We start from the raw sequence: 17,972 nt of genomic DNA, 5'->3' as shown, positions 1-17,972 counted from the left end.
CGTGCGACGCGGCGCGGCTGTGCTTTCACTCTCACCTGCGGCCCCCCGAGCGGCAAAATGTCCGATTCCCTCAGTTGTGGATAACGGGGCTGACCTGTGGATAACCAGAGTGGGCGGCGAATGAACGTGCTGTGAAGAACGCTTGTGGCATGAGACGCCAGTAAGACGTCCTCCACGGTGCCCGCCGAACTTCTATGCTTGCGCCATGTTCGACGCGCCCGCAGGTGAGCAGCAGGAGGACACCGGCAACAGGTCCGGTGTCGCCGCATTCTTCGATCTCGACAAGACGATCATCGCGTCCTCCAGCGCGCTCGCCTTCAGCAAGCCACTGCTCAAGCAGGGCCTCATCAACCGAAAAGCCGCACTCAAGAGCGCCTACGCGCAGCTGATGTTCTCCATCGCAGGCGCGGACCAGCAGCACACGGAACGGCTCCGCTCGCAGGTCTCCGCACTCTGCGTCGGCTGGGACGTCGCGCAGATCAGCGCCATCGTCAACGAGACTCTGCACGACGTCGTCGACCCACTCATCTACGCCGAGGCCGCCGAGTTGATCGCGGCGCATAAGGCGGAGGGCGACGACGTGATCGTGTTATCGGCAACCGGCGAAGAGGTGGTCTCACCGGTCGCGGAGATGCTGGGCGCGGACTTCAGCGTCTCGACGCGGATGGAGGTCATCGACGGCCGATACTCCGGTGAGGTGGAGTTCTACTGCTTCGGGGAAGAGAAGGCACGGGCGGCGCGGCAACTCGCGACGGAACGCGGCTACGACCTCGATCGGTGTGCCGCCTACTCGGATTCCAGCACGGATCTGCCACTACTTGAGGCCGTCGGCAGGCCGTGCGCTGTGAACCCGGACAAGCAGCTGCGCAAGCTCGCGCAGGAGCGGGCCTGGCCTGTGCTGACCTTCTCCCGGCCGGTGTCGCTGCGCACCAAGATCCCGCATCCGACGGCGACCGCGGTCGCGCTCGGCGTCGGCGTCGGAGCGCTCGCTGTGGCAGGAGTGACCTGGTACGGGGTGAAGAACCGACGTCACCAGGACCCTTAACGCCGGTTAGGACGACTGCTGGTGAAAAAGTGACCAACGGTGCGCTGAGCAGCTATTTTGCCACGCGCAGAACAGGAATCCTAGTCCGCGAACGCGCTGAAGTCACTACCGAACGACCTCTTGACCGGTGCACCCGTTCGCGGCCTTGAAGTGGCCGCTGTCACTGGGTAGAAAGAGAGGTGCGGACACCTGATCGGCCAGGGAGCAGTCGGAGATAAGGCTGGTCCACCCCGCCAGGTCTCCGTGCGCGGACACCGGGCACCCACGCGCAGCACGCCGCGGGAGGCTTGTCGTCAACGGGATTGCGTACCGGGACGCCGGACGCCTAGTCCACAAGGTACGACACGAGTTGCACGCTTGGTAACCCGATTGCCCGCGCGAGCAGGCGGCGGCCCGCCGACAGTCATGTCGACGGGCCGCCGCCAGTGCATGGGTACCTCTTCTCCGCGGCGAATCCGCCGTCACACCAACATGAAAAGACGTCGCGTTCTGTTGTCAACTTGTTAACCACGTCCGTTAACGGCTTTGAGCTTGCAAGCGACGTCCTTCACAGACCAGCATTCACGGTATGGGCAGATCGGCATGTTCGTGTCTATCGCCCGTTCTCCTGAGCGTGTGCCTTACCAGGGCAACCAACCCGTGGATCGTGATGTGACGGAAGGGCGTGGGCGTAGTTGTCGATTCCAACCTCTGTGGGTGACGTTGCCGCCGCTGATGACAGTGAGCCTGACGGTGTCACGCCGGTCATCGAATTCGCGGCGGACGACGGTCCTGGACCCCTGGTACGCATTCGCTCCCTGCTACCCGGCCTCGCGCGCGCGGAGCAGCGCGTCGCCAAAGTCGTGCTCGACGACCCGTCCGCCGTCGCGAGCCGCAGCATCACCGAGGTCGCCCTCGCCGCGAACACCAGCGAGACCACGGTGACGCGGTTCTGCAAAGCGGTCGGCGTCGGCGGGTACCCGCAGCTGCGAATCGCGCTCGCCGCCGACACCGCACGAAGCCAGGCGCGTGGCAGCAAGGTGCTCGGCAGCGAGATCGCGGTTGACGACGATCTCGACGCGATCGTCAGCAAGATCAGCTTCGCCGAGGCCAGAGCCGTCGAGGACACCGCGTCGCAGTTGGACATCGACGTGCTCGCCGACGCCGTGACCGCGGTGGCGGTCGCGCCACGGATCGACATCTACGGCGTCGGCGCGAGCGCGTTCGTGGCCTCCGACCTGCAGCAGAAGCTGCACCGCATCTCCAAGGTCAGCTTCGCGTGGTCGGACACCCACGTGATGCTCAACTCCGCATCGGTGTTGCGCGAACGCGATGTCGCGATCGGCATCTCCTACAGCGGGTCCACATCGGACACAATTGAGGCGCTGCGCACCGCGAAGCAGCGCGGCGCGATCACCATCGCGATCACCAACTTCCCACGCTCACCCATCGCAACCACAGCGGACTACACGCTGACCACGGCAGCGCACGAGACGACGTTCCGCGCTGGCTGGACCGCGAGTCGCATCACCGCGCTGACCGTGACGGACTGCTTGTTCGTCGGTGTCGCGCAGCGGTTGGGGCCGACCGCGCGACTGGCCGTCGACCCGGAACACGACGCGACGATGTCGCACCGGCTCGGCGTCCGGCCGGACGGCAGGCGCAAGCCGCACGAGCCGTCCTGAGCGGCCTCAGCGGCCCGGCCTGCTGAGACCGTGCTTGCCGCCGCCCCTGCTGAGCACGATGCGGTCGGTACGCCGCAGTGACTCCCGCGCGGGGGCGGCGTCCTGCGCGGTCAGGTTCCGCAGCCGGATCGGCGGCCCGAGGTCGACAAGGGTCGGGACGTACTCAGCCTTGTCGACCCGCCACCGCTGACCGGTGTGGGTGAAGCGGAAACGAGCCGCGATGCCTTCCTCGCTAACCCCGCGCGGCTCGTCGTGCCTGGCCACACTGTTGCCGAGCCCGTAGGCGACCCACTTGCCGTTGATGCGTTCCATCGGCTGCACGACGTGCGCGTGATGCCCCACGATCAGATCGATCGCCTTCGTGCCAAGCAGCCGGGACGCGAGCGAGGTCTGCTCCGCGGTCGGCTGGTGCTGGTACTCGTCACCCCAGTGCAGGCTCGCGATGACGACGTCAGCGCCCGCGGCGCGGGCCTTCTTCGCCTCCGCGATCACTCGCTCGGCGGAGAGTTGATTCGCCATCCAGGGCCTTCCCTCCGGGATGGGGATGCCGTTGAAGCCGTAGCTGTACGACACCTGACCGACCTTGACGCCACCGACGTCCATGATCAGTGGCTTGGCCGCCTCTCGCGCGGTGCGTGCCGAGCCGGTGTGCCGCAGCCCGGCGGCGTCCATCGCCCGCAGGGTGCGCCGCACACCCTCTTCGCCCCGATCGAGCGTGTGGTTGGACGCGGTCGAACAGGCGTCGTAGCCGGTATCGACCAGAGCGCCGGCCAGTTCGGGTGGCGCGTTGAACGCCGGATAGCCGCTGAACGGCCCTCCTGGCGCGGCGAGCGGCACCTCAAGGTGGCAGAGCGCCAGATCGGCACCGTGGATCACCGGCCGGATCCCGGCGAACAGATCGCGGAAGTCCCTGCGGCCGTCGCCTGCCGCGCCCTCATCGCGGTCGGCCTGCGCGGTCAGCGCGGAGTGGATCAGGATGTCGCCCGTCGCCACGACGGTGAACGAACGCGGCCGCTCCCGTTCCTGCAGTGCTGCGGCATCGCGGGCCGTCGACGTCGGCGCCGTCGGCACACCACTCGTCGCCTCCGGCGAGCACGCAGCCGTCAGCGCGACCACCGTGACGAGCAGGACCGCGCTCAACGGCCTGCCTCGCACCGTCACGTCAGTCTTCCGCGGCCGCGTCGGCGATGCCCGCGGCTTCTTTCGCGCCGGTTTCCACTGTCTCGCAGCTGAACAGCACCCAGTCCCTGACGCCGTCGGCCTCACCGCTGGCGAAACCCTCCGCGGCAGCCCGGTAGCGGTTCAACTTGCGGTAGCAGGCGACCTCGGGCACCGAGAGACCCTTCGGGTCCAGCCCTGTCGAGATCATCGTCAGCCGCGCGGCAGCACGGGCGATCACGCCGTCCGCGGACGGGAACGCGTTGAGCGCGAGTAGTTCACCATGCACCACGGCGGCGAGCACCGGCCCTGGCGCGCTCGTCGCCCCGGTGACCAACTGGCCGAGCAACTCCAGCCGCTTGGCGATGTCACCACCCGGCCGGGGACGGCCCAGCTCATCCGGGTCGGTCACCAGGTCAGCGGCGGCGAGCACGTGCAGCCGGGCGAGCGCCTGTAACGGCGCCCGCTCCCAGGTTGGCAGCAGCGGGCCAAGCGACTCGGCGACCCGCAGCGATCCGGCGAGCACCGGCTCATCGACCTCCCCACCCTCGGGGATCTCGGGGTCGGCGCCGTCGATACCGGCAGACGCGCGCGCGGCACGCACCGACGCCTCCGCTGCGGTGGCTGGCCAGCCGGTGCGGTTGGCCGGGTGCCGGTGCACGGCGTCAACCGACTCGCGCGCGGAGCGCACGGCTTCGGTCACGCCGGGTAAGTCGAGGAGAGGTGCTAGCGGGTCCGTCACAGCGCGGACGTTACTCGTTGGGGTGCGAATGGTTCCACTGGCGGGCCAATCCCAGCCGTTCGCGGAGTCCTCTCCGGAAGACTGGTGCGAGTGTGGGCACGGGGCGCTAACGTCGGTAGTCACAGAGCACATCCCCTGTTACCCGACCCTGAAAACCAGTAGTCAGGAGGCTTCGCAGCATGGCAGAGCGGACCGGATCCGGACAGTCGGCGACCCTGGACAACCTGCTCACCGAGGAGCGGACTTTCCCGCCGAGCCAGGATTTCGCAGCGCGTGCCAACGCCACCGCCGATACCTATGCGGAGGCCGAAGCCGACCGTGACGCGTTCTGGGCGAAACAGGCCGAGCGGCTCCACTGGGAGACCAAGTGGGACCAGGTCGTCGACTGGTCGAACGCACCGTTCGCGAAGTGGTACGTCGGCGGCAAGCTCAACGTGGCCTATAACTGTGTCGACCGGCATGTCGAGGCAGGTCACGGCGATCAGGTCGCGATCCACTGGATCGGTGAGCCTGGCGACACTCGCGACATCAGCTATGCGGAGCTACAGCAGGAGGTCAGCCGTGCGGCCCACGGTCTGGCGTCGCTGGGCGTCGGCGCCGGTGACCGGGTAGCGATCCAGCTGCAGATGGTGCCGGAGGCGATCGTGGCGATGCTGGCGTGCGCCCGCATTGGTGCGCTGCACAGCGTCGTCTTCGGCGGCTTCTCGCCGTCGGCACTGCGCACCAGGGTTGACGACGCGCAGGCCAAGGTCGTCATCACATCGGACGGGCAGTACCGGCGCGGCAAGGCGACCGCGACGAAATCGCAGGTCGACGAGGCCCTTGCAGGCGCGGAGTCGGTGGAGAAGGTGCTCGTGGTGCGCCGCACCGGTGACGAGACCGGCACCCCGCAATGGGTCGACGGTCGTGACATCTGGTGGCACGAGCTGATGGACAGCCAGCCCGACAGCCACACACCGGAAGCATTCGACGCGGAGCACCCGCTGTTCATCCTCTACACCTCGGGCACGACCGGTAAGCCGAAGGGCATCCTGCACACCTCGGGCGGCTACCTCACCCATGCGGCCTACACGCATCACGTCGTGTTCGACCACAAGCCAGGCGAGGACGTCTACTGGTGCACCGCCGACATCGGCTGGGTGACCGGCCACTCCTACATCGTGTACGGGCCGCTGGCCAACCGCGCCACCCAGGTTGTCTACGAGGGCACGCCGAACACCCCACACGAGGGGCGTCATTGGGAGATCGTGCAGCGCTACGGCGTCACGCTGTACTACACCGCGCCCACTCTGATCCGCACGTTCATGAAGTGGGGCGAGGACATCCCCGCGCAGTACGACCTGTCGTCGCTGCGCCTGCTGGGATCCGTGGGCGAACCGATCAATCCCGAGGCGTGGATGTGGTACCGCACCCACATCGGCAGCGGGAAGGCTCCCATCGTGGACACCTGGTGGCAGACCGAGACCGGTGGAATCATGATCTCGCCGCTGCCCGGCGTGACCGCGACTAAGCCTGGCTCAGCGCAGCGGCCACTGCCCGGCGTCTCCGCCAAGGTCGTCGACGACCAGGGCGTCGAAGTCCCGAACGGCGGTGGCGGTTACCTGGTGCTCGACAAGCCCTGGCCCGGCATGCTGCGCGGCATCTGGGGCGACGACCAGCGCTACAAGGACACCTACTGGTCCCGCTTCGCCGACCAAGGCTTCTACTTCGCCGGCGACGGCGCGAAGTACGACGACGACGGCGATATCTGGCTGCTCGGCCGGGTCGACGACGTCATGAACGTCTCTGGCCACCGCATCTCCACCACCGAAGTGGAGTCCGCGTTGGTTTCGCATCACAACGTCGCCGAGGCGGCGGTCGTTGGCGCGTCCGACCCTACGACCGGACAGGGCATCGTCGCCTTCGTCATCCTGCGCGGCGGGGCCGACGACGACGCCAGCGGTGGGAAGGCCATCACAGAGCTGCGCAACCACGTGGCCTCCGAGATCGGCCCGATCGCCAAGCCGAGGCAGATCATGGTCGTGCCAGAGTTGCCGAAGACCCGCTCCGGCAAGATCATGCGTCGGCTGCTGCGCGACATCGCCGAGAACCGCGAGGTCGGCGACGTGACCACGCTGGCGGACACCACGGTGATGGACCAGATCTCGGAGGGCCTCAAAGGAGGCAAAGGCGACGAGTAGTCACACAGAACCCGCCGAGCGGGTTGAGCAATCACACATCAAGCGGCCCTGAGTGGACGTCGCGGTTAGGATCACCGAAGGAGTGCCGGGAAGTCTGGTCGGCGAGTAAGACACTCATGTCCCTACGACCCATGGAGCGTGTGTGGCCCGCCGCCGGACCCATCCCAAGGCCGAGTTCGCCCGTTATCTCCGTACCGAAACCACTGGCGGCATCGTGCTGCTCATCGGCACGGCCATCGCACTCATCTGGGTGAACTCGGCTTTCGGTGACAGCTACGTCGCGCTCAGGGACGCCAAGATCGGGCCGGACCTCCTCCACCTGAATCTCAGCGTGGGCACCTGGGCGAAGGACGGCCTGCTCGCGCTGTTCTTCTTCGTGGTCGGACTCGAGCTGAAACGTGAGCTGGTCGTCGGCGAGCTGTCCAACATCAAGGCAGCCGCGCTGCCGATCGTGGCCGCGATCGGCGGCATGGTCATCCCGGCGATCATCGCCTTGGCGATCTCGTGGGGCGAGCCGGGCTACGAGCGCGCTTGGGCCATCCCGATGGCCACCGACATCGCATTCGCGCTCGGTGTGCTCGCGCTGACCGCGCGACATCTACCGAGCAGCGCCAGGATCTTCCTGCTTTCGCTGGCCGTGGTGGACGATCTGGGCGCGATCATCGTCATCGCGGTGCTGTTCACATCGGGCTTCGACCTTGTCGCTGCCGGCGTGGCGCTGGTGGCGCTCGCCGTGTACTGGCTGCTGCAAAAGAAGCGGGTGCGGACCGCATGGCTGTATGTGCCGCTCGCGGTCGTGGTGTGGATCGCTATTCACACCACGGGCATCCACGCCACCATCGCCGGTGTCGCGCTCGGCCTGCTGACCAGGGTGCGCGCCGATCCCGGCGAAGAGGAGGCTCCGGCCATCCGGCTGGAACACCGGTTGCAGCCGTACTCGGCGCTGATCGCCGTTCCGGTCTTCGCGCTGTTCGCGGCGGGGGTCCCGATCAACGCCGAAGCGATGACGACCGTGTTTACCTCGAAGATCCCGCTGGCGGTCATGGCGGGACTCATCGGCGGCAAGCTGATCGGCATCGTCGGCGCGAGTGCTATCGCGGTCCGGCTCGGTATCGGACGACTACCGAGCCGGACCAACTGGCGGGACATCACCGCGCTGGCCATGCTCGGCGCGGTCGGTTTCACCGTCAGTCTGCTGATCGCGGATCTCGGCCTGCCCGAAGAAGCGCGCGAACCGGCCAAGTCCGCGGTGCTGATCGCGTCGGCGACCGCGTCCCTGCTCGCCGCGGCACTGCTCAGCAAACGCAGCAAGGCGCACGCGCAGTACAACAACGCGCAGGAGGCATAAGCGGCCACGTGCGCGAACTCGCACGCGAATCGCCCTACCTCATCACTTGCAAGTCACCCGGGCCATGGCACGATGACACCCGTGACACGGCACGAGGAGCAGTTCAACGACGCCAGCGGGACGGTGGACTACCTACCGCTGACCGACGATGACAAAGCCCTTGCGGGCAATGGCGCGGGCGAACCGTCAATTGGCACGCTCGTCCGCGATACGTCGACGCGTATGTCCGCATTGGTCAGAGCGGAGATCGAGCTCGCCAAATCCGAGGTCATCGGCGAGGTCAAGAAGGGCGTCAAGGGCAGCGTCTACTTCGTCATCGCCCTCGTTGTCGCACTGTACAGCTCGTTCTTCTTCTTTTTCTTCCTCGGCGAGTTGCTTTCCGTGTGGCTGATGCGCTGGGCCGCGTTCCTCATCGTGTTCGGCCTGATGCTGGTGGTCGCGGTCGCGAGCGGCGTGCTCGGCTGGCGCAAGGTGCGCAAGATCCACGCGCCGGAGGAGACCATCGCAAGTGTGAAGAAGACGTCGGAGACGCTTCGGCACCGACAGTCCGATGAGGAGGCCAGCGCGGACCAGGGTGGCGCGAGCCGCAGCTAGCAGCGTGTCCCGCGCACCCGACCCATCCAGCGTCCGGTATCCAGGGCCGTGGACGCACCGTGACATCTCCGCCAACGGCATCGCGCTGCACGTCGCCGAAGCGGGTGATGGTCCGCTCGTCGTGCTGCTGCACGGGTTCGCCCAGTGCTGGTGGGTCTGGCGCGAGCATCTGACCTTCCTAGCCAACGCGGGCTACCGCGTGGTCGCCGCCGATATGCGCGGCTACGGCGACTCCGACAAGACTCCGCGTGGTTACGATGCCTGGACCCTTGCCGGTGACGTCGCTGGCCTGGTTCGCGCGCTCGGCGCACGCCGCGCGCACCTTGCCGGGCACGGCTGGGGCGGCGCCATCGCCTGGACGGCGGCGACACTGCACCCGCGCGTCGTCAGCACGGTCAGCGTCCTCGCCGCCTCTCACCCTCTCGCGTTACGGCCAGCCTTACGACGGTGCCTGGTGAACGAGCGCCAACGTCGTGCGACCGGGCACATGTATCGGTTCCAGCTCCCCATCGTGGCCGAACGCGGCCTGCTGGAGGACAACGCCGCGCAGGTCGAGCGATATCTGCGCGACTGGTCCGGACCAGGATGGCCGTCGAGCCCCGACTTCGCCCCGACGGCCGCGACGCTGCGCGATGCCGTGCGGATTCCTGGCGTGGCGCACTGCTCGCTGGAGTACTACCGGTGGGCATTCCGCTCGCTGTTCCGTGGCGACGGCAGGCGCTTCGCCCGCGCGGTGCGTACGCCCAGCCCGGCACCCGTGCTGCAAGTGCACGGCGTGGCGGACAGTTGTGTGCTGCTCGATACCGCCCGCGCCAGCACCCGCTGGGCCGGTCCCGGCTCACGGTTCGAGTTGCTGTCCGACGTCGGGCACTACCCGCATCTGGAGGCACCCGACCGCACGTCGGTGTTGCTACGGGACTGGCTCGACGCGCACTGACCCGGTGTCACACGGCGTCCCGAGCACGCCATACAGCGTCGGGAGCGCAGGACACGACGTCGGGAGCGCAGGACACAGCGTTGGGAATGCAGGACACGACGCGACGGGCGCTAGGACGTGCAGCGGCCGGTGCCGACGGGTTGCGTCATGCCGGGGGCCTGCTGGACCTCCGGTGCGACCTCTTCCGCTGTCAGGGTGAAGCCGGTGTCAGGGTCCTGCACCGAGGCGCCAAAGACGACGCCGAGGACGTCGCCGTCTGGGGCAACCATCGGCCCGCCGGAGTTCCCACTGCGGATCTGGCCCCGCACCGTGTAAACGTCCCTGCGCACGGTCTTCGACTCGTAGATGTCCGGGCCACGCAGCGTGATCTGCTGCCGCACCCTGGCGGGTGTCGCGGTGTACGGGCCGTCGAGCGGGTAGCCGAGCACGATCGCGCTGTCGCCGCCGTCGGCTGGCGCTGGCTGGAAATTGAGCGCCGGGGCGTTCAGTGCTGGCACGTTGAGGATGGCGACGTCAGCATCCGGATCGAAGAAGACGACCGTCGCGTTGAGCAGCGAACCGTTGGACTCCACCCCGACCTGGTTGGTGCCCGCGACGACGTGCGCATTGGTCATCACCCGCTGCGGCGCGATGACGAACCCGCTGCCTTCCAGCCTGCGGGAGCAAGACGGCGCCTCACCCCGGATCTTGAGCACGCTGGGCCGCACCCGCTGCACCACAGCGGACTTCTGCAGCGCCGTGTCCGGCGCCTGCACTTCCCGGTTCGGCGACTCGGCGAACGGCGGCAGGATCCGGGGTAGCCCGGAGACGTCGAGCAGCTTGCGCAGATCGTTCGGCAGGGCGTGCGCCTGATCCGGCATGCTGTCGTTGACCGTGGCGAGCACCTTCGAGTTGTTGATCGCCGCCGCGAGCCCTGGCAGACCGGACACGCTGGTCATCGAGAACCCGACGAGCCAGGCGATCGCGAACGCGGCCAGCCCCTGCACCAGCGCGCCGAGCCCGTTCTCAAGAACGGAGGGGCCGTTCGCGCCTAATCGTTCCTTGAGGGTTCTGCCCACCCAGACGCCGAACGTCTCACCGAGCGCGACCAGGAACACCACGGTCGCGAAGGCGAGGGCCACCTTCGCCGCCGGGTTCTGGAACATGTCCACGACCATGGGCGCGGCGAACCGAATCCCGATGATGGCGCCCGACAAGACGCCGAGAAACGCGGGAAGCGCGACGATAACGCCTTGCCGCGCACCGGAAATGGCAGCCAGCAGCGCCACGAGCAGGACGATGACGTCGACCCAGTTCACGATCACTCCCTCGTGGACTTCCGGCCTGGCAACCGTAATAGCTCGCCCGCGCGGTCGTGACGCGGGCTACTGGAAAGCATGTCATCCCTGATCACAAGCGCTCACCATGATCGGCGAGCGCGCGTCGCAGCGGCCGGACGTCGGTGGTGTCCCACTCCCGTTCCCAGCCACCGAGCGAGAGCAGCACGCTCAGCAGCCCCGCGGTGAACCCCCACACGAACAGGCCGTCGACAACGAACGCTGGCCCCTGCCAACCGCCCTCCTCCCTGCGGACGACGAACCGGTTGGCGGGATCGGCCAAGTCGGCGAGCCTGACCCGCGCCACGGCCGACGTCTCGCCGGGGTCGACAGCGTGCACGGCGCTCGGCCGTTCCCAGTGCGCGAGCACCGGCGTCACAGCGAAACCCGACACCGGGACGTAGAGCTGCGGCAGCAAGGCCACGGGCAGCACGCCATCCGGGTCGAGCCCGGTCTCCTCGACAGCTTCCCGCAGCGCGGTGTCGACCGGGCCGGTATCGCCGTCATCGGCACCACCACCGGGGAAGGCCACCTGACCTGGGTGCGAGGGCATCTCGTCCGCCCTGCGCAACAGCAACACGTCCGGTTCGGGGCCAGCGCCGTTGGAGTCGTCCTCGCCAAACAGCACCAGCACCGCCGCGTCACGGACATCACCGTCGCTCGGCGGCGTGAATCGGGTGAACGTGCTGTGATCCAACTCGCCCGCGATGCCGACGAGGCCGCGCAGCCACGTCGGCACATCGACGGGTTCGACGAGCGGGCCGGGCACGGTCTCTGTCACGGGCGTCCTCCGTTGGCTGCGTAGGCTTCGACGGCCTTCCGTACCTGCTCAACGCGCGAGAACACCCTCGGATTCTCGATCAAGTGGATTTGACCACCGCGAGTAATCACGTACGACGCCGGCAATGCCTGCGGCGCGCGCAGCGCGGAACGGATCGGCCCCCTGCCCTCACCGTCGTGCACGGCGGGCAATCGGACACCCAGCTCAGCGAGCAGTTCCAGGCCCTCGCGCTCACCGCTGTCCACCTGGACGGCCAGCACGTCCGCGGCCCCATCGGAGGCGGCGTAGGCGGCGAGCACCGGCAGTTCCTCGCGGCACGGACCGCACCAGGTCGCCCATAGGTTGACCAGTGTCGTCCTGCCAGCCAGCGCCGTGCCGACGTCGATCCGCTTACCGTCGGCCAAGCACCGGGCGTGGACGCCGCGCAGTTTCGGCACGACGGCGGCATCAGACGCACCCGGGTCGTCCGACGCGGCAGAACCGCCCGACGCAGTGGGGCAGTCCGGCAGCCGGGCGGCCTGCCGCGCATCGGCCAGCTCGCCCGAATCCGCGTCAGACGCGCCGGGCGCAGCGGGATCCTCGCCGCGCAACACCGGCAGCAGGGCGACGATGCCAGCCAGCACCAGCGCCCCGAGCACAAGCGTCCACCGCGCGGTCCGGCTCACGGCGTCACCTCGCCGGGGCCAGCGGCGAGCTCGAGCAGACGATCCCGCTCCGGGCCCTTGACCAGCCGCGCCGCCGTGTCGAAGTCGGTCGGGCCAGTGCCGTAGGACGGGCAGTCCCGCGCGAGCAGGCACGCCCCGCAGGCGGGCGTACGCGCGTGGCAGACCCGCCTGCCGTGAAAGATCACCCGATGAGACAGCAGCGTCCAGTCCTTCCTGGGGAACAGCTCACCAATCGCGTGCTCGATCTTCACCGGATCGTCCAGGTCGGTCAGCCACCATCGCCGCACCAGCCTGGCGAAGTGGGTGTCGACAGTGATGCCAGGCACACCGAACGCCTCACCGAGCACGACGTTAGCGGTCTTGCGCCCCACACCGGGCAGCGTTACCAGGTCAGCGAGCCTTCCGGGCAGCTCGCCGTCGAATTTCTCTACGATCGCGGCGCCGAGCCCCATCAGCGAAGTCGCCTTGTTCCGGTAGAAGCCGGTCGAGCGGATGTAGCTCTCCAACTCCTCCCGGTCGGCACCCGCGTAGTCGGCGGCGGTCGGATAGCGCGCGAACAGCGCGGGCGTCACCTTGTTCACCCGTTCGTCGGTGCACTGAGCCGACAGAATCACCGCGACGATCAGGTCCAGCGGGGTGTTGTAGTTCAGCTCGCAGTGCGCGTCGGGGAAGGCGTCGCCGAGCCTGCGGTAGATGCGCCGGGCGCGCCGGATGAGTGCCAGCCTGCTCTCGTCGGTGAACTTCCTGCGACGCCGGCCACTGTTAGCGGGGCCATTGTTAGCTACTGACGGCACACGGCTAGCCTACGGCCAGAAGCGGGCTCACTCGTCAGTGGGCAGCGGATTAGGGCCAGGCGCTGGCGTCACAGCAACATCACAAGAACACGCCGATCCGGGTCCAACACCTGCACGATCATTGAGACGTAAGCGAGGATTGACCTTATGACGGTCTGGTTCGTAGTCGCAGTTCCGCTGGTCGTGCTGGTTTTCGCGCTGTTCATGGAGCGGGTGGAGAGCAGGCTCCGCAATGTGACCGTCAAAGAGGAAGACGTCGAGGAGTTCCTGGAGAAGGCGCAGCCCAACGAGGTAGGCGCGCTCTATGGCCAGGGCATTGGCCGCGCGCTGGAACTGTTCCGGTTGCGCAGGATCAGCGGCAAGGCGAACAAACTCCGTACGCGCAGGCCCGAGAACGCACAGTAACGTATACCCTCAGCTACCGGACCGGGTGGCAACGCCGCGTGACCGACGTCTAAGATCGCCTACTTGGCGGATCGCGTCGTCACGCGGTCATCGATGGAGCACTCACACGTGTGGGTTCGATCGCGGCCGCGCCGACGCTTCCTGCCAGGGCATTCCGCGAGTACGCCCTAGACTGCACCACACAGGCCGGGCTACTCGCTGACGGCCTCGCGGTGGGCTCACCAGGCCCGTCGTCAAGGTCGGAACAGCACGACAACCGGGCAAGACAGGCTGTGCCGACATAGAGTAGCCCGGGCGGTAAATTGAGGCACAGTGACCAGCGACACGTGCCCGCGACAGACTGCGGAAAACACGGTCGCGTGCGACAGGAGGCACAGGTGGACGAGGTCCTTGCCCGCGCGGGCATCTTCCAGGGCGTAGAACCAGCCGCGGCTGAGGCACTCGTGCAGACCTTGGAGAGCGTGGAGTTCCCCAGGGGGCACGTGATCTTCAACGAAGGCGAGCCAGGCGACAAGCTCTACATCATCCAGTCAGGCAAGGTGAAGATCGGGCGCAAGTCCCCGGATGGCAGGGAGAACCTGCTGGGCATCTTCGGACCTTCTGACATGTTCGGCGAGCTGTCCATCTTCGACCCGGGGCCGAGGACGTCGAGCGCGGTCACCGTGACCGAGGTGCGCGCGGTCATCATGGACAGGGCAGCCCTGCGCCAGTGGATCTCGACACGACCGGAGATCTCCGAGCAGCTGCTCAGGGTGGTGGCGCGCAGGCTGCGCCGCACCAACAACATGGTCGCCGAGCTGATCTTCACCGATGTGCCTGGTCGCGTCGCCAAGGCGCTGCTGCAGCTCGCGCAGCGCTTCGGCAGCCAGGAGGCCGGCCTGCTACGGGTCACCCACGACCTCACGCAGGAGGAGATCGCTCAGTACGTCGGCGCGTCGCGCGAGACCGTGAACAAGGCGCTCGCCGACTTCGCCCAGCGCGGCTGGCTGCGACTGGAAGGCAAGAGCGTGCTGATCCTCGACCCGGAGCGACTGGCCCGCAGGGCTCGTTAATTCGATCGAGTGACACACGTCACCGCGCGGGCCGGTTAACGCTGCCGCGACCGCGCGCGACGCCACAATCGGAAAGCAGAAAAAGGAGCCGGGCGCCACCCCCGACGTGGCGCACCGGCTCCTTTTTCTGTATGCGCGGCCCATCCCCCGACGTTCCGCGCTCCCCGCCCTCCGGTCATAGGCCCCGACCCAATTTGCCGGAGGGAGTTTTTCACTATGTTCTTGTCCCTACGATCGCCCACGATGTCCGCGACTTCAAGGCCGTTCACCCTCAAGGACGGTGCGGAGGGCGGTTATGTTGCATAAGTCGGCATAAAACGCGCACAACGTTACCCAATCGAGATCCGCCATTCCGTGCCCTGCGCATCGGCGCGCAACCAGGTGTGAGTGACCTGACCTGAATTCGAGTGGTACTGCCGTACCATAATTGGTCATACTGGTACGCGTGTCCAACAACGCATCCCTCGCCGACTACCGCGCCGCGCTGACCGCCCCCGGCGCTGGCCTGCCTGTGCTGTGCTCACTGCTCGCCCGGCTACCGATCGCCATGATCGGCTTTTCCGTGCTGCTCTACACCCAGCACGTCACTGGCTCGTTCGCGATCGCGGGCGTGGTCGGGGCAGGACTGCTGATCGGCGTCGCGATCGGCTCCGTCGTGCAGGGCAGGATCATCGACCGATTCGGGCCGACCCGGCCGATCCTGCTGGCCACCGTAGTCTTCACCGCCGCTGTCATCACGCTCGTCCTCGCGATCGAGCAGATCGCGCCAACCGTCCTGCTGGTGGCGCTCGCGGTCCTCTCGGGCAGCACCCAGCCCGGCGTGCCGTCGGCCGCTCGATCGCTGTGGGCACGGCTGCTGCCGCCCGGTAACGCGCGCGATGCCGCCTACGCCTACGAGGCGATCTCCATGGAGGTCTTCTTCATCCTCGGTCCCGGCCTCGCCGGAATCATGCTGCTGACGCCGTGGCCCGGCTCCGGCGTCGTCGCTGGTGCCGCCTGCATGGCGCTCGGCTCGGTCGGCTTCGCGCTCAGTTCCCCAGTACGGGCGTGGCGGGCACGACCCAAGGGCGAGCACGCGGGCAGTCTCCTTGGCGCGTTCGGCAGCGCGGGCATGCGCACGGTGGTGATCGCCGTGCTCGGCTTCGGCATCGTGATCGGGTTCGTCGAGGTCGCCGTCCCCGCCGTCGCGACCGCCGCTGGCGAACCGACCATCGGCGGGCTGCTGCTGTCGGTGTGGTCGCTCAGTTCGGTGCTGTTCGGCGTCTTCTTCAGCCTGCGGCCGTGGCCCCGGGCGTTGCCGCTACGGCTGCCGGTGCTGCTCGGCGGCCACGGGCTGTTGGTGGGCCTGCTGGTCCTGCCGACGTCGTTCGCGCCGACATCGTTGCTGCTGCTCGCGGGCTGCATGGTGATCGCCGGCGCGCTCATCACCCCGCAGGCGACCAGCCACTCCACCGCGATTGACGTCGTCGCGCCGAAGGGAACCGCGACGGAGGCGTTCGGCTGGGTCATCACCGCTGCGACGCTCGGGCTGTCCATCGGCCACTCGACCAGCGGGTTCGTCGTCGAACGGTTCGGTCCGCCGATGTCCTTCCTCGCGGCGGCCTGCGCCGGGCTGGCGCTCGCCGCGCTGGTGTGGGCGCGACGGCACACCGTGCGGGCGTCAACCCCGCCGGTTGAGGTAGTCGAGCTGCGCGCGGACACTGGCCTCGGCCGCTCCCCAGAGCTTGGGGTCGACGTCGGTGTAGACGAACTCGACGATCTGCCGAGGGCTGGCGTCCGCTCCTAGCTCGGCCAGCGCGCCGCGCACCTGGTTCAGCCGCTGCTCCCGGTGCTCCCGGTACTCGCGGACGGTGCCGCGCAGGTTGGCCAGCTCCGGTCCGTGACCGGGCAGCCCGACGGCGCCGTCGGGCACAGTGTGGCTGTCGGAAAGCAGGTCAAGCGAGTCGAGATAGTTCCCGAGGTGGGAGAGCACCGTCGTGCCGTAGCCGAGGATGGTGTCCCCGGTCAGCACGTGCGTGGTAGCGCCGTGGCCGACCGTCAGGCACACCGAGTCGGCGGTGTGGCCAGGAGTGTGCAGCACGTCGAACCGCAGACCAGCCGCCTCGACGACATCGCCGTGCCGGATGGCCCTGACGTCATCGTCGCCCCAGCACAGCTCCTGATCGAAGGCTCGCACCGGCGCGCCGACCCGCTCGGCGAAGCCGGGAGCGCCCTCGGCGTGGTCCGGGTGATGGTGGGTGAGCAGGACCAGCTCGACGTCACCAGCCGCCGCGACGAGCAGGTCGAGGTGTTCCTCGTCGTCGTAGCCAGGATCGATGACGACACTGCCCGCCGCGCCTGGCGCCCGAAGCACCCAGCTGTTGGTGCCTTCCAGCGTCATCGTCGACGGGTTGTTCTCCAGCAGCACGGACGCGATCTCGCTGACGGGCCGCAGCTGGCCGTAGGCAGGATGCCGCATGCGGGTCACTCTCCTCGGGGCGGCAGGAACTCGACGCGGACGCCGCTACTGTCGCGCACGATGGTTGGTTCGACCCGGGGGATCTCCCTGTGCGCGGCGAGAGCGCTCGCTACCGAGTCGTACTCGGCGAGTTCGGCGAGCGTGACCCTGGTCGGTGGCATCATCGGCCGCTTTCCCTCGTCGGCTTCGGCCAGCGCGTCGGCTGGCCGCACCCACGACGACGACTCCGTCTCGGTGGTCGCGTCGTCGGCTCGCTGGCCCTCCGGCAGGGCCGCGAGGAAGAAGCGGGCGTCGTAGCGGCGCGGCTCCTGCGCGGGAGTCACCCAGCTCGCCCACGGCCGCAACAGGTCGGCGCGCAGCACCAACCCCGCGTCGTCCAGGAACGCCGCCAGCGACAGCTCCCGCGAGATCAGCGCCTCGCGGGCGTCGTGGTACGGCGTCGAGTCGGCGACGATCGTGCCGTCGGCGTCGCCCGCGAGCAGCACACCGGACTCCTCGAACGTCTCCCGTACGGCCGCGCACACCAGGCCCCGCGCCAGCGACGTCTCGCAGCCGAGCCAGTCGGCCCATGCCGAGGCGTCCGGCCCATGCCAGGCCACGGCGCTGACGGTGCTGTCTACGTCACGCTGGTCGAGGCCGCCGCCAGGGAAGACCGTCATCCCGCCCGCGAAGGCCATGCCAGCCACCCTGCGCTGCAGGAACACCTCGATGCCTGATGCGTTGCCGTGCGCGGCGGCATCGCGCACCAGCATCACCGTCGCCGCGTCCTTCGGGGTAGCTGGCACCTCAGGGGTCTCTGGCGGGACGAAGTCGTCCGGCAATGGCACCGACTT

The 17,972-nt window shown here is 68.0% G+C and carries 16 protein-coding genes and 1 pseudogene; 9 read left to right on the top strand and 8 right to left on the bottom strand.

Features of this window, described 5'->3' with window-relative positions:
• Positions 1-205: 205 nt before the first annotated feature.
• The gene (locus AMYHA_RS05210; protein ID WP_034268517.1) at positions 206-1,045 is read left to right on the top strand and encodes an HAD family hydrolase; all 840 of its coding nucleotides are present in this window, start codon (positions 206-208) and stop codon (positions 1,043-1,045) included.
• Positions 1,046-1,791: 746 nt separating this feature from the next.
• Positions 1,792-2,709, top strand: coding sequence for a MurR/RpiR family transcriptional regulator (locus AMYHA_RS05205; protein ID WP_051400332.1), 918 nt, complete (start codon positions 1,792-1,794; stop codon positions 2,707-2,709).
• Positions 2,710-2,715: 6 nt separating this feature from the next.
• Here the strand turns inward: AMYHA_RS05205 and AMYHA_RS05200 are convergent, their stop codons facing one another.
• Positions 2,716-3,864: a CapA family protein gene (locus tag AMYHA_RS05200; protein WP_407919902.1), complete on the bottom strand. Its 1,149-nt coding sequence runs from the start codon at positions 3,862-3,864 to the stop codon at positions 2,716-2,718.
• Between the two features lie 7 nt (positions 3,865-3,871).
• Positions 3,872-4,609, bottom strand: a complete 738-nt coding sequence (locus AMYHA_RS05195; protein ID WP_034268514.1) for a Fic family protein — start codon at positions 4,607-4,609, stop codon at positions 3,872-3,874.
• Between the two features lie 179 nt (positions 4,610-4,788).
• On the opposite strand from AMYHA_RS05195, the gene acs reads away from it, so the two are divergent.
• The 4 genes from acs to AMYHA_RS05175 all read left to right on the top strand — a co-directional run bounded on the left by acs (position 4,789) and on the right by AMYHA_RS05175 (position 9,668).
• On the top strand, positions 4,789-6,789 hold the full coding sequence (acs, locus tag AMYHA_RS05190; RefSeq protein ID WP_034268511.1) for an acetate--CoA ligase: 2,001 nt from the start codon (positions 4,789-4,791) through the stop codon (positions 6,787-6,789).
• A 142-nt stretch (positions 6,790-6,931) separates the two neighbouring features.
• Positions 6,932-8,137 carry a Na+/H+ antiporter NhaA gene (gene nhaA / locus AMYHA_RS05185; protein WP_034268508.1) on the top strand — a complete coding sequence of 402 codons (1,206 nt, stop codon included), beginning with the start codon at positions 6,932-6,934 and terminating at the stop codon, positions 8,135-8,137.
• 72 nt (positions 8,138-8,209) lie between these two features.
• Positions 8,210-8,731 (top strand): phage holin family protein, encoded by a 522-nt coding sequence (locus tag AMYHA_RS05180; protein WP_051399558.1) that lies wholly within the window; start codon positions 8,210-8,212, stop codon positions 8,729-8,731.
• Positions 8,688-9,668: an alpha/beta fold hydrolase gene (locus tag AMYHA_RS05175; RefSeq protein WP_051399557.1), complete on the top strand. Its 981-nt coding sequence runs from the start codon at positions 8,688-8,690 to the stop codon at positions 9,666-9,668. The genes AMYHA_RS05180 and AMYHA_RS05175 overlap by 44 nt, the downstream gene beginning before the upstream one ends.
• Positions 9,669-9,778: 110 nt before the next feature.
• Here AMYHA_RS05175 and AMYHA_RS05170 read toward each other — a convergent pair whose 3' ends face one another.
• The 4 genes from AMYHA_RS05170 to nth form a co-directional block, all read right to left on the bottom strand.
• The gene (locus AMYHA_RS05170; RefSeq protein ID WP_034275878.1) at positions 9,779-10,966 is read right to left on the bottom strand and encodes a MarP family serine protease; all 1,188 of its coding nucleotides are present in this window, start codon (positions 10,964-10,966) and stop codon (positions 9,779-9,781) included.
• A 91-nt stretch (positions 10,967-11,057) separates the two neighbouring features.
• Entirely contained in the window at positions 11,058-11,753 is a 696-nt protein-coding gene (locus tag AMYHA_RS05165; protein ID WP_034275876.1) for an NUDIX hydrolase, read from the bottom strand.
• An 8-nt stretch (positions 11,754-11,761) separates the two neighbouring features.
• A complete protein-coding gene (locus AMYHA_RS05160; RefSeq protein WP_034268506.1) occupies positions 11,762-12,430 on the bottom strand; it encodes a TlpA family protein disulfide reductase in 669 nt (222 codons plus the stop codon).
• A complete protein-coding gene (gene nth / locus AMYHA_RS05155) occupies positions 12,427-13,152 on the bottom strand; it encodes an endonuclease III (protein WP_231104916.1) in 726 nt (241 codons plus the stop codon). Before nth ends, AMYHA_RS05160 begins: the two co-directional genes overlap by 4 nt.
• 219 nt (positions 13,153-13,371) lie before the next feature.
• Here nth and AMYHA_RS05150 point away from each other — a divergent pair, with 219 nt between their 5' ends.
• The 3 genes and pseudogenes from AMYHA_RS05150 to AMYHA_RS05140 all read left to right on the top strand — a co-directional run.
• Complete coding sequence (locus AMYHA_RS05150; protein WP_034268503.1) at positions 13,372-13,629, top strand: hypothetical protein; 258 nt, start codon at positions 13,372-13,374, stop codon at positions 13,627-13,629.
• 377 nt (positions 13,630-14,006) lie between these two features.
• Entirely contained in the window at positions 14,007-14,681 is a 675-nt protein-coding gene (locus tag AMYHA_RS05145; RefSeq protein WP_034268500.1) for a Crp/Fnr family transcriptional regulator, read from the top strand.
• Positions 14,682-15,126: 445 nt separating this feature from the next.
• A pseudogene (locus tag AMYHA_RS05140) lies at positions 15,127-16,344 on the top strand (MFS transporter); the annotation flags it as partial.
• Here the strand turns inward: AMYHA_RS05140 and AMYHA_RS05135 are convergent.
• Together AMYHA_RS05135 and AMYHA_RS05130 are read right to left on the bottom strand one after the other, a co-directional pair.
• Positions 16,342-17,139: an MBL fold metallo-hydrolase gene (locus AMYHA_RS05135; RefSeq protein ID WP_034268497.1), complete on the bottom strand. Its 798-nt coding sequence runs from the start codon at positions 17,137-17,139 to the stop codon at positions 16,342-16,344. The pseudogene AMYHA_RS05140 and the gene AMYHA_RS05135 overlap by 3 nt on opposite strands.
• Positions 17,140-17,144: 5 nt before the next feature.
• Entirely contained in the window at positions 17,145-17,966 is an 822-nt protein-coding gene (locus AMYHA_RS05130; RefSeq protein WP_231104915.1) for an NUDIX hydrolase, read from the bottom strand.
• Positions 17,967-17,972: the final 6 nt, after the last annotated feature.

The organism is Haloechinothrix halophila YIM 93223 (assembly GCF_000504245.1).
Lineage (GTDB): Bacteria > Actinomycetota > Actinomycetes > Mycobacteriales > Pseudonocardiaceae > Haloechinothrix_A > Haloechinothrix_A halophila.
This window is presented reverse-complemented; position numbering and strand designations above follow the sequence as displayed.